We start from the raw sequence: 11,545 nt of genomic DNA on the forward strand, positions 1-11,545 counted from the left end.
GTCTTGATGCCGGAGACTTTGACCACCTTGCCACCCTGCACGTCCAGGGCCATGCCGCAGCCCACCCCGCAATAGGGGCACACGGTCTTCACCGAGGTCGTGGTCGCCGAGTTCATCCCGTCCTCCCGGAGAGCCGCTGCGCGCGGCGCAGGGGGTCCTGCGGCGGTCGGCAACAGCAGCCTGTCGAATGCGCAAAAAAAACGCGTCCGCACCTTCCTGACCACCGCGCTGAAGCGATGAAGGAACGTGCGGACGCCGTTGTCCTGCCTGAATCACGCCCAACATCGGGCGAGGTCCATGGATCTGCCTAGATCATGGATCCGGTGTCGCAAGACTTGTGCCAGCGATATACCTCCACGGATATAGCGCCGGTACACCGACAAGCCTGCGCTTGCTGCACCAGAACGCAGCAGCCGACATGCGGCAGTGCCCGGCTTGGTGCGCTGCACCGGAATGCTGGCGGCGGCTACAGGCCGTCGGTGCGACCCTCCACGACCTGCAGCAGCATCAGCATCACCCGCCGCGAAAGCTGCTGCGGCGAGTGCACGCACAGGCTGAGGACCGGGGTCGGGGTCAGCCCGGCAACTCCAACGCCGCCACCAGCGCCTCGGTCATCGCTTCATTGAGCGCGCGCGGCACGTCGAAGGTCTCGTGCAACGTGTTCATCGCATGGAACAGGCGGTGCATCACGCGGCCCAGCTGTTCGGGCGCGCGCATCCGGTAGCTGACCGCGGCGCCCTGCCCGGGCTGCGGCTCCGCGTCCACCAGCATCAGCACGATCAGCTTCAACTGGTCGGGCAGGGGCAGCAGGAAGTGCAGCCAATAGCCCCACTGCGCATCGACCGCGCGGAAGAAGCGCACGCATTCGGGGATCAGCGGCAGCGGCCGGGGATCGTCGTCGTAGCCTTCGACCTGGATCACCATGCGGCCGGCGAAGCGCATCACCTGGTTCGCGTCATCGCTGAACAGCAGGAGCCGCTCGACCGTGCTGCCGACGCGGAAGGCCTCGATGTCGGCGCGGGTGATGACGACGATGGCCAGGTCCGCCTTCGGCGACAGGCGACCGAATCCGTCGGCATCCGTGATTCTGATTTCCATGGCAAATGCTCCTATGTGTGGTGGTGCGGCCTCGCGGCCGCTCAGTCCTCATCCTTGGCAGCGTGCGCGGGAGGGGCCGCGCCATCGAGCGGCCGCTGCCGGGCCCCCTGCGCCGCTGCGGCGCGCGCATCCATCACCTCGCGGGTGCGAAACCCGACCGGCAGCCGCACCTGGGGGTCGGCGAAGACCCACAGATGGAACTGGTTCGCCGTGTCCACGAGCCGCGACTCGGCCGGATAGACCTCGAAGCCCTCGTGCTCCTCGCCGACGATGGCGTTCTTGATCCGCTGCAGATCGCGCCAGTCGTGGATGGGCGCGCGGTCGCGGCGCTTGATCGACAGCCAGAGCATGTCGCTGGTGTCCGGCCCGAAGGGCGCCGCGATCCGCTGGACGTTGACCTGGTAGCGCTCGTTCACGTAGACGCGCTGGCGCCTAAGCGCCGCAGCCTGCGCGCGCGCCGCTTCCACGTCGATCCCGAAGCGCGCGGCCAGCACACGCGGATTGAACGCGCCATCGGGCAGGCGCGCGGCTTCGAAGGGGCCCATCGGCGGCAGGGGCGTCTCGAGCCGCTGCAGCGCGATGGCGCTGTTGTCCAGGCGGTGCGAGCGCCGCTGCCCACGCCTCCCGCTCGCCTGCGACCGTGGGGCCGACCTCGGCGCTAGCCATGCCCGGCCGCATCCAGGTGAACCAGCACGCGCCGGCCAGATCGGCGCCGTCCTCCGGCCGGCCACGGTGGACCTCGTAGCCATCGGCCTGCAGCAGGCGCCGCACTTCTTCGCAGAATCGGGTCGTGTTCATGATGAAGGGGGTGTTTCGTCGTCGGGGCGGCCGCTGTCGCCGCGTTGCCCAAGCTTCCCGCGCTTGCGCGCGGGTTCAACCCCGCCGGGCGGCGGCCGCGCCGTATCCTGGGTGCCGTCAGGCCCGAACAGCAGCCTCTGCACGTGCGCGCGTGGCAGGTGCGGCGCGGAGCCCGGCTCGCGGGCGGCGGCATGCGTGCGCGTCGCCGACGCCGAAGCCCCGTGGCCTCCATCGCCCCCATGCCGCGGCACCTCGCCGGTGCCGGCTCCGGCGGCCGGTTGCCCCTCGGGCGCGGATGCCTCCTCGCTGGCGAACCGGCGCTGCAGGCGGTATCGCCAGCCGCCGAGCACATGGGCCGGGGTATGCCACCGGCTCCAGACCTCTCCGCTCAGCGAGTTGCCATGCACCACGACGGCCGGGATGTGCAGCAGCGCGAGCTGCAGGAAACTCATGTGGACGCACCGCACGTCGATGTCGACGCACGTGGCGTGCAGGACCTGCTGGTAGTTCAGCCCCGCCGCATGCAGCGCGTCGGCCATCGCGATCACCATCCCCCCTGCCCCGCAGGCGGGCTCCATGACGTCGACGAAGCCATTGGCTTCGACCTCGCCCCTGGCGGCGGCCGCGTCCCCCACGAGGACCCGCGCCATGAGCTGCGAGACGTGGAACGGCGTGAACACCTGGCCCGCCCTGTCGTTGCCCAGGTCCAGCGTCATGTACAGGCTGCCGAGCAGGTCCTCGAACTCGCCTTGCGCGCAGCACTGTTCCATCGCGAGGGAGAGGTACCCCAGCATGCGCGGAAAGCGCTCAAAGTCCTCGCGCGGGTACTTCTTCACGATGTCGTGGTAGCGGGCCTCCCGCTGGTCGAACTGGGCCTTGTCCACCGCGTTGCTGATCGACAGGCACGACAGCTCGATGAAGTCGGCGAACACGTCGCGAACGCTCCAGCGCGGCGCCATGCCCTGCAGCAGCGCGACAAGCTCGCGCCGTGGATCCTCGATTCCCCGGCCTTCCCGGCCGGAAGGGTGTTGCTTCATCACGTTCTCCTTCGTCCTCGCGATGGCGAGGCGTCGGAGACAGGTTCGAAGGCAAAGCAGGCGGATCAACCCCGCGTCCGGCGGGGCCCGGCCAGGGCCGTGGCCTGGACGCCGGCGCATCGGACAGCGCCGATGGCGGCTCCAGGCCGGCGCTGCCGCTCAGGGGGTCGGGGACGGGTCCTGCGCGCACTCGAGCCACGCCGGCCGCCGGGCGCGGTGGAACCGGCAGGTGGCCCAGTGGCGCCGGGCCCGTGCGCGCAAGGCCTCCTGGTGGTAGCGCCGCTGGCCCGGCGTGCCCCGGTACGCCAGCTCCCCTGCGTTCACCCAGTGCTGGATGGTTGTGGCGCTCACCCCGGCCTCGCGCGCGGCGGCGCCCAGGCTCAGCCATTCGGGGGCCTGCGGCTCGCGCACTGCCTGGGGATGCCGCAGCGCTTCACGCAGCCGCTCCACCATCGGCCCGGTGAGGTACTGGCGGCGCCGGTCCCAGCGCGCCTGCGCCACGCGGACGGTGCCGTCGCGCTTGCGCGCCTTCACCCAGGCCAGCGGCACGTCCAGCAGTGCCGCCGCCTCTTCCAGCGTGTGGCCCTCCTGGGATTCCCGCCGCTTGATGGCCGCCTGCACCGTCACCAGCGGGATGCCCCGGGCCGTCCGCCACGTGAGCCCGTCGAGCAGCACGCGCAGGCGCTCGATGGAGACGCCCACGCGGCGCGCGGCCTCCGCTTCGCTGAACCCCAGCCGCTCGCGCAACTGCGCGCACTGCTGGCGCAGCACGTAGTCCCTGCCGCGCATCGCGCCCTCCGTGCCGTGTTTGGAGCCCAGGGTGCCCGCCGCGATGTGCTGGCGCAGTTCGCGCGGCGTGAACAGGTACTGGCGACAGGCCGTCTCCAGCGCGATCCAGGACCGTTCTCCCTCGCCGCTGGGGCAGCGGCGAGCGATCCACCGCGTGGCGTCGGTGCGGGTCACGTAGAGCGTGCCGTTGCAGGACGCGGCCGCCAGGACGCCGCTGGCGATGGCGCGGCGCACGTGGCTCTGCGGGCAGCAGGCCGCCGCGGCCACCTCCGCCACCGTGCTTCCGGGCGTCCAGGGCCGCGTCAGGTGGCGCTTGGCGCCCTGGGCCAGGCCCGGGTAGCGCGCCGCGAAGTCGTCGAAGTCCTTCGGCGCCCCCTGCACGCCCCAGATGTCCCGGCAGGTCGCGCAGTCCTCGGGGTGGCGCCGCTGCTGCCACCGGCGCCAGGTGGCCCGCAGGTTGTCGGCCAGGGGCTTGCCATGCCAGGGCATGGGCCGGCCCGCGCGCCGGTCCGCGATGAGCTGGCGCGCCATGTCGGCCGCGATGTGCCAGGTGCCGAACTGCGTGGACGGCCCGGGCACCCCGAAGGGGTTGCAGCGCAGGGCCGTCGGCACATGGCCCATGCGCGCGAACTCGGACAGTTTGTCGCTGCGGATGCCCAGGGGTTCGCGCAGGGATGCAAGGCGCACGAAGCCCTCGGGTGGCGCGGCGCGCTGCGCCTTCCAGGCGGCCCAGGCCGCGTGCGGTATCACGAGCCGGCGGCCGACCTTGTGCGCGGCGAGCGCGCCGCTGCGGATGGCCTGGTGGATCAGCGCCGTCGAGCCAACCTCGCGCCCGGCCTCGGTGGTCGTGATGCCGCCGAGCACGTCGCCCGACTGCAGGCCGATCAGATGGACGCGCCCCTGCACGGCCACGGCGGTGCGCTCGGCGGCCGCATCGCCCGTGCGTTCGCGCAGGCGCGCCGTGAGCACCTGCGCGATTTCTTCCGTCCCGAGCTGGCCCACCAGCCCAGCCAGCAGAGCGACCTCCGGCGCCTGCCACTCGTAGCCGCCCCGCCCCGTCCTGCGCGGCGCGGGCCATTCCTCCTCGGCCGGAGCGCGGCCGTGCCGCAGGGCGAACAGTTCGGCGAAGTCGAGCGGCCTGTCCCGCCTCTCGCAGGCGCCCGTCCGCCGCACCGACGCGACCGCCTCGGGCGACCCCGAGCACGGTGGCCAGATGGTGCACGGCCGCGCGCCAGCCGTGCGCGAGCACGAAGTCCACCCAGCGCGGTTCCTCGTCCGCGCCGCCCGGAACAAGCGCGGCAGCATCGTGCCGTTCCATCATCGCGTCTCCAGTTCGTCCTGCAGCGCGGCAGCGCCGGCCAGCATCTGCTGGGTGGACAGCCCCGCGATGGCGCCCAGCAGGCCCACCACCGGATCGGTCAAGGCCTGCAGGCGCCCGGTCGGGATGCCCCGCATGGCGCGGTCCCATTGGCTGAAGGTGGCCGGCAGGGTCCGGCGCACGGGCCGGGCCTTGGGCGCCACCCTGGCCAACGCCTGCGCCATCGGCATGCGCACCTTCTCGACGCCGCGGCGCGAGAGACAGAAGAATTCGCCCGGCGCCAGCGCATTGAGGTCCGTGAACTCGATGCGCGATGCCCGGAACTGCGGCGCCAGTGCCGCCCAGGCAGTCGCGTCCTCCTGGCAGCCGATCAAGGTCAGGTTCTTGTTCGCGAAGAGCGTGCGGTGCAGCGTGCCGGTGTACCGCAAGGCAGTGATGAACAGGTCGAGGGCGCGCTTGCGGCCCCGGCCGGCGAACTCGTTGATGATGCCGGCGGCCTCGCCCGCATCTTCGGCGCATTTCTTGGCGGTGCTGAACAACTGTCCCTCGTCCACCACGACGAACAGCGGCTTTCGGATGCGCTCGGCCGCGTCGAGGATGGCGCGGCCATAGGGCAGGAACGCGGTGGCATCGCGCGCGCTGACCACGACGATGGACTGCGCGCGGCTTTGCAGCAGCGCGGCCAGATGCTCCGCGTCGCGCACCGCCGCGCCGTAGAGCGACTCCATCTCGCTTTCAGGGTCGATCAGCACGCTGACCCAGCCCTGGGCCGACAGCTGCTCGGCCATCAGCAGGCCGGCATTGGTCTTGCCCATGCCGCGCGGGCCAACCGCGACCGCCAGCAGGCCCGTGGTGGCGTACTCGGCCAGGTCGATCGGCGCGCCGCCGAGGTCCAGGTGCGCGGTCAGCATCTCTTCGCGCCGGATGACGGCGTGGGGGACCATAGGGTGGTTCATTGCCCGTCCTCCGGCTGCAGCAGCGTGTCGCGCAGGCAGAGCACCTGCTTGGGGTTCAGCGAGAACACCACGGCGAAGTCGTCGATGACCTGCTCCGTGATGGCGGCCAGCAGCCCCGAGCGGCGCGCCTGGGCGATCAGCTTGCGCTGGGCCGCCCAGCCGTGGCCGCCCGCAGGGGCTGCCGCCGTGAAGGTGCCGATCTGCGCATGCAGCTGGTCCATGCCGTACGGCGTGGCATCGGGGCCGAGGTCGCAGGCGAGCCGCTCGTTGAGCAGCGCGAGCAACTGCTGGGCCGGCATGAAGCCGTGCACCTTGCGGATCAGCGCGCGCTCGGCTTCGGTGAACTCGCGCGCAGGCGCCGACGGCGCGCGCGCGGCCAGGGCCGCGGGCGCCGTGGGCGGCGAGGCGCCGGGCTGGCCCAGCCCCAGGCGGCGCGCCTCGGGCCGGCGCTTGCAGGCGCCGCACAGCGCCAGCGAGGGGTCGTCGTCCTCCTCCGCACCGAGGATGCAGGTGCACAGGCGGCAGCGCAGGGACGCTTGCGCGGCGGCCGGCGGGACGACCCCGTCCTCACGCGGGTGCGGGTGCGCCTGCTTGGCCGACAACGCCCCGGGGTGCGCGCAGGGTGCGGACGGCGCCGATGAGGGCGTCTGTCTGCGCGTCGTGCAGTCGGGCCAGGGCGGGCGCTTGGCCGGCGCGTCGCGCGATGGAAGATCGAGAAGGGAAGATGGCATGGCGAGGCTCCTGTGTGTTTCCAGGCTATCGCCTCGCCTTGCGCCTTCAAGGGCGCATGCGGCCGGTTCCCGCGCGCCGGCCTCTTTCCCGATGCGGTGGGCGCTCCGCAGCCGCCCTCAGACCTGCAGGGCCGGGTTGAGCAGGTCGATGCCGGCGCCCTTGCACTTGATCCATGGACCGCAAGGATGGTCCTCGCCGTCCCACGCGCCCAGCGCCGCGAGCGCGTCCTGTCCGTGCCCGTAGCAATAGCGGCGCTCGTAGCCTTCCCAGGTGAGGCCGACCACAAGGCCGAAGGTGAAGTTGAAGCGACGGACGCCGCAGACCACGCCGCCGATCCGCCGCAACTGGCGGTAGCCCTGGTTCTGCAGCCAGGCGTCGAGCGCGCCAGCGTTCACGGCCCCGGCCTCGGCCGACCACCCCGCTCGGCACCTCTCACCTAGTCACGTTCGAACGAGAACGCCCCCGGCCGCGCCGCCCAGCGCGCTTTGGGATGGGCATCGAAGTCGGGATCGATCTGGCGGGCGAGCGCATCGACCTCGCGCTGCAGGCCACCGGTGTCAAGGCCGAGGACATGGGCGGCCGCACAGATGCCGCCGCCGAACTTGTCGAACAGGGCGGCGGCGACGGCCGGCGATTCGGCGCCCCGCTGCACGTCGGACGTGCGCCCCTCGGCCGCGCTGCGCACCTCGCGCCGGAGCTCGTCCAGCCATCGTTGCGCCTGCGCCTCTTCCTGCGTCGAGGCGTCCGGCCCACTGGTATCCGCCATCTTCATACCCCTTGTTTCACTGGAAAGATCATAGCCCTGGCCCCTGTCCGCGCTCGACGTCCCCCGGTGGCGGGCGGTTTGCAGGATGCCCTAAAAATATATATCCTATGCATATACCGAAATGACAAGGATCGTGCGATGCCCACCACCACCGGCCAGCAGCCGCTGAAGCTGAACTTCAAGGACGACACCCTCACGACGGTGTCGCGCGACGCGTTGAAGGCCATTGCCAGGAAACTGGGTTTCAACGAGACCCAGACGGTTCTCTACGCGCTCGCCAGGCTCAGGGACGAGGTGCTTGTCGAGCAGGACACGGAGAAGCTCCTGCCGCTCACCCGGACCCAGCACCAGGCGATCGCGAAGGCCGAGCCCAAGGGCAAAGGCAGGGTCATCGGTTCGCTGCTGTGAGCGCGACCTACTGGACACCCCGCCCGAAGCCCGGCGACATCGTCGAATGCCGCTTTCCCCAGCAAGTGGGCGTGCCGGGCCCCAAGGACCGGCCGGCCCTGGTGCTTCAGGTCGAGGAAGCGGCCGACGATCCCGCGGGTTCCGTCGTCGTGGTGGCGTACGCCACTTCGCAGAACACGACGGCGGTGTATCCGGGCGAGTTCGTGATCGATGCCAGCGCCAAGACAGGCCTGACCAAGGCCACCAAGTTCGACCTGGTCAACCACCACCGGCTGCCCTTCGATGATGCCTGGTTCGCGCCTGCGCCTGGCAAGACGCCGAAACATCCCCGGCGGGGCCGGCTCGACCTCCAGGACGCCGTGGTGAAGCGCAAACTGCAGTCGGCCATCCTGGAGGCCAGGAGTCAGCCCAAGGCCTTCTGAGGCCCGTCGCGACTCTCCGGACTTCGCCCGCCTGGGCGGGGCTCCAGCCGTTCACCGGATCGACGGGAACGACCCGGCCGCCATCCGGTGCTGCAGCGCGGCTTCGTAGATCGCGCCGCCCACGGCGGCGAGCGCCGTGAAGTCCTCGTCCGTCAGGCGCGTGCGCCGTTGCGACATCCAGCGCGCGAGCCCCACGACGGCCTCGTCGAGCGGCGGGTTGCGGTTGCGGACCGACAGGTCCTCGAAGACGGCGACGATGTCCTGCGCGGTCATGGCGGCCGCGTGGATCTTGGGCAGCGCCATCGTGGCATCCGCACCGTGGCTGCGGCGCGGGCGCCGGGGCATGCGCAGCACGTGGGCGATGTGACGGGCATACGTCGCGACCGCGCGCCAATAGCAGGCCATGGGGCCTTTGCGGCGGCGCCACGCGTTCTCGGCCTCGTCGTTGGCCTGGGCGCGCAGATCCATCAGGAGCCGCGCCAGCGCTGCACGCTCCGGGGCACCCAGCGCCTGCAGGCCCTGCGCGGCCGGCAAGCGCAGCAAGGGATTGAGATAGCCCATGGCGGTCACCTCCCCGGCGCGTCGGCGGCGCACGGCCCCGGTGGCCGGCGCACCGCGGTGCGCGGCGCTGCCGCCGTCGGCGGGCGGCGGTTCCCTGCAGGGGCTTTGGTGGAGCGAGACGGTATGGTCATGCGGCCAGTCTGGCCCCGGCATCGGCGCCATCAAGGGCGCACCCGCGCCCGCCCGAATGGCCCGCTGGCCCACCGCCTTCGGGGCTCCAACGGTCCGAAGGGTGCTGGTCCGGCCATGCCGCTGCTACGATCGGCACCGGGCCGAGCCCCCTGCTTTCCTCCCCGAGCAGGCCGCGCTCCGCCGCCACTGCGGAGCGTCTTGCCACCCCGGGCCGCATGCATTGCGCCCGGGGTGTTTCTTCCACGGCCCGGCCACCGCGCGGGCGCCGCGGACAAGATCACCTCCGCCGCGCGCGGCTGCCTCGCGAAGCCTCAGGCGTCCTTGAGCCGCCAGACGCCCCGCCCGGGCGACTCGAACCAATGCTCCGAGCGATTGAGCACCTGGCGCACCTTGGCCTGCCAATGCGGGTTCGCCTCGCAGCGGTTCGCCGCCGCGCCGCGCACGGCCTCGTAAAGCGTGGCCAGTTCCGCCTGCCCGCCCAACTGCATGAGGCACAGGTGGACGATGGCGCGCCACGTCGAGCGCAGCCGCTGGTGCGCCCCCGCCGCGAGTCCGCGCAGCACGCCGAACACCGTCGTCTCGCGGCGCCGCCACAGCAGGATGTATTCGTGCGTGATGCGCGGCAGCGCCATGCCGCGATAGGCGCGCGCATCGCTGCGCACGTTGTGCTGCGCCTTCAGCAGCACAGCCGCGAGCTCGTCCGAGGGCATGCGCGCGATGGCCTCGGCCTGGTAGGAGACATAGCGCCCGCCCTGCCGACGGTCCCCGATGATGGTGCCGTAGTGCCCCCCGGGACGCGCGGCGGCGCGCTGGTTGAGCAGCACGACCTGCAGCTTCTCGTGGAAGTCCTCGTCGTCGGCGCAGCGGCTCAGGTCGTCCGGATGCGCCTGCGTGCCCCAGACCTCGCCCGAATAGACGATCATGGGCCCATTTATAGTAGTACTCAATTTTTAGTACTTCTATCTAAACCACATCAGAAATAGCCATGGGGAAATACAACTTCAAAGTGGTCGAACCGAGATCCGCTGAACTGGAGAAAGCTGGGTTTGGTCGAGTCGCACGTCTCCCCTTCATCCTTGACTCTCGCCCTGGAATCCACAGGGACGGCTCTGAGTACCTTGTTGAACGGGGTCTGGGAACGTGGAACCCGTCGCGCCCAGGAGAAGTGGGAAATCGCCCATCTGAAAAAAGCATTCGGAACTACGCCAGTTGGCTTTGCAACTTCCTTGAGTGGTGCGAAACGCGGGGCGTTAACCCCATGAATGCCAACTATGTGGATCACATCAATGGTGACTACCAAACTGAGTTGGTTGCAGGCCTTTGGGGATCGACGGGACGACCATTGAGTCCCAAGACGGTAAATCGGTATGTCGACGTGGCTACGGACTTCGTTGAATGGATGGCTGCAAAAGGGAAGCGCCCGCCCGTTGTGGTTCCACTTGTCACCCGGTGACTATGCGAAGCATGAAAAAGAAAGCATCTTCGAAGTTTTCGGATGCAGCGAAAGACCAGATTCGAGCTAGCGCTGTTGCGCAAGGCGAGCGGCGTCGCGATGCGGTTGTGGTGAAGGTCACTGAGGCCATGCGAACTATCGAACAGGAAATCAAAGCGAACCAAGGCTTGTATCCTTCGAATGGTGGAGCATTGAATCTCAATGAGCTTGTGCGCCGGTCAGGTATTGGGCCAAAAACGCTCTTCGCAGCCAGCTACAAGGACACGTTTAAAAGTAGGGTCGTGGACCCTTGGCTACTGAACATAAAGGGGGTTGAGGCCGGTTCAAGGCGTGAGGCGAAGAGAGGGGCTGCTCAGCGAGTTTCGGAATGGCGAGAGTTGTACGGTGATTTACTGACGGCCTATCGCATCAGTGAGCTCGACTGGCAAGAGGCACGTCGTTTGCGCGCGGAGGCTGAAGAGAGAGTGCAGCAACTATTGGCCGAGAACGATGAGCTCCGACGGAAGATCAACCAGCTGAAAAAAGGGAATGTGGCTGAGTTTCCCCGGAGAGCCGTAAAGAACGAGTAATCGCGGGCCTGTCATAAACTTTGTGTGTGAGGCATAGCATGTCGACAAGGAGCATGAATGCCACGCAAGACGAAGACGAGCGCAGTAGCGCACAAGGCGGCGCAGCCGCAGTTCTCGGCCGCAGCGCTTGAACAATTGATTCCCGGACCGGTGACGCCGGCCGAGCTTGAGAACATCTTTCAGCAGTTCAAGAAGGCGGTGCTGGAGCGTGCGCTTGGCGCCGAGATGAGCCACCACTTGGGCTATGTGCCCGGCCAGGCCAAACCCGAAGGAACGCCGGCCAATCACCGCAATGGCAAGAGCGCCAAGACCGTTCTCACCGATGCCGGTGCACTGCACATAGACGTGCCCCGTGACCGCGAAGGCAGCTTCGAGCCGCAGATCGTCGGCAAGCACGAACTGTTGATTTCCACGCAAAGCTGACCCACCGGGGGTGCGGACGAAAACTTGGACTACTAGAAGGTAGTTCATGTATTCCTACGAAGACCGAATCCGAGCCGTTGAGC

General features: G+C 69.3%; 13 protein-coding genes and 2 pseudogenes. 4 read left to right on the forward strand and 11 right to left on the reverse strand.

What is annotated here, in order from left to right; genetic code table 11:
- Nucleotides 1-32: 32 nt before the first annotated feature.
- The 9 genes and pseudogenes from AC1RDS_RS18885 to AC1RDS_RS18925 all read right to left on the reverse strand — a co-directional run.
- Nucleotides 33-116, reverse strand: a pseudogene (locus AC1RDS_RS18885) (hypothetical protein); the annotation flags it as partial.
- 457 nt (nt 117-573) lie between these two features.
- Nucleotides 574-1,098 (reverse strand): hypothetical protein, encoded by a 525-nt coding sequence (locus AC1RDS_RS18890; protein WP_059400423.1) that lies wholly within the window; start codon nt 1,096-1,098, stop codon nt 574-576.
- A gap of 41 nt (nt 1,099-1,139) precedes the next feature.
- Nucleotides 1,140-1,643 (reverse strand): DUF7694 domain-containing protein, encoded by a 504-nt coding sequence (locus AC1RDS_RS18895; RefSeq protein WP_059400422.1) that lies wholly within the window; start codon nt 1,641-1,643, stop codon nt 1,140-1,142.
- A gap of 249 nt (nt 1,644-1,892) precedes the next feature.
- Nucleotides 1,893-2,933, reverse strand: coding sequence for an N-6 DNA methylase (locus tag AC1RDS_RS18900; protein ID WP_059400421.1), 1,041 nt, complete (start codon nt 2,931-2,933; stop codon nt 1,893-1,895).
- A gap of 159 nt (nt 2,934-3,092) precedes the next feature.
- Entirely contained in the window at nt 3,093-4,895 is a 1,803-nt protein-coding gene (locus AC1RDS_RS18905) for a helix-turn-helix domain-containing protein (protein WP_059400420.1), read from the reverse strand.
- Nucleotides 4,896-5,039: 144 nt separating this feature from the next.
- Nucleotides 5,040-5,996 (reverse strand): hypothetical protein, encoded by a 957-nt coding sequence (locus tag AC1RDS_RS18910; protein WP_139222811.1) that lies wholly within the window; start codon nt 5,994-5,996, stop codon nt 5,040-5,042.
- Entirely contained in the window at nt 5,993-6,727 is a 735-nt protein-coding gene (locus AC1RDS_RS18915; RefSeq protein WP_139222810.1) for a hypothetical protein, read from the reverse strand. The genes AC1RDS_RS18910 and AC1RDS_RS18915 overlap by 4 nt, the downstream gene beginning before the upstream one ends.
- A gap of 117 nt (nt 6,728-6,844) precedes the next feature.
- Entirely contained in the window at nt 6,845-7,123 is a 279-nt protein-coding gene (locus AC1RDS_RS18920; protein ID WP_059400417.1) for a hypothetical protein, read from the reverse strand.
- Nucleotides 7,124-7,164: 41 nt separating this feature from the next.
- Nucleotides 7,165-7,500 carry a hypothetical protein gene (locus AC1RDS_RS18925; RefSeq protein ID WP_059400416.1) on the reverse strand — a complete coding sequence of 112 codons (336 nt, stop codon included), beginning with the start codon at nt 7,498-7,500 and terminating at the stop codon, nt 7,165-7,167.
- Nucleotides 7,501-7,632: 132 nt separating this feature from the next.
- Here AC1RDS_RS18925 and AC1RDS_RS18930 point away from each other — a divergent pair, with 132 nt between their 5' ends.
- Nucleotides 7,633-7,902: a hypothetical protein gene (locus AC1RDS_RS18930; RefSeq protein WP_059400415.1), complete on the forward strand. Its 270-nt coding sequence runs from the start codon at nt 7,633-7,635 to the stop codon at nt 7,900-7,902.
- Nucleotides 7,899-8,324 (forward strand): type II toxin-antitoxin system PemK/MazF family toxin, encoded by a 426-nt coding sequence (locus AC1RDS_RS18935; RefSeq protein ID WP_059400414.1) that lies wholly within the window; start codon nt 7,899-7,901, stop codon nt 8,322-8,324. Before AC1RDS_RS18930 ends, AC1RDS_RS18935 begins: the two co-directional genes overlap by 4 nt.
- 51 nt (nt 8,325-8,375) lie before the next feature.
- Here the strand turns inward: AC1RDS_RS18935 and AC1RDS_RS18940 are convergent, their stop codons facing one another.
- Nucleotides 8,376-8,885 (reverse strand): hypothetical protein, encoded by a 510-nt coding sequence (locus tag AC1RDS_RS18940; RefSeq protein ID WP_242455314.1) that lies wholly within the window; start codon nt 8,883-8,885, stop codon nt 8,376-8,378.
- 443 nt (nt 8,886-9,328) lie between these two features.
- Entirely contained in the window at nt 9,329-9,964 is a 636-nt protein-coding gene (locus AC1RDS_RS18945; RefSeq protein ID WP_492227201.1) for a hypothetical protein, read from the reverse strand.
- Between the two features lie 517 nt (nt 9,965-10,481).
- Between AC1RDS_RS18945 and AC1RDS_RS18950 the strand changes: the two genes are divergently transcribed.
- Nucleotides 10,482-11,039 carry a hypothetical protein gene (locus AC1RDS_RS18950; protein WP_066788631.1) on the forward strand — a complete coding sequence of 186 codons (558 nt, stop codon included), beginning with the start codon at nt 10,482-10,484 and terminating at the stop codon, nt 11,037-11,039.
- Between the two features lie 57 nt (nt 11,040-11,096).
- A pseudogene (locus AC1RDS_RS18955) lies at nt 11,097-11,438 on the forward strand (transposase); the annotation flags it as partial.
- Nucleotides 11,439-11,545 lie beyond the last annotated feature (107 nt).

The sequence above is a fragment of the Acidovorax sp. GW823-FHT02H02 genome (genome assembly GCF_058797075.1).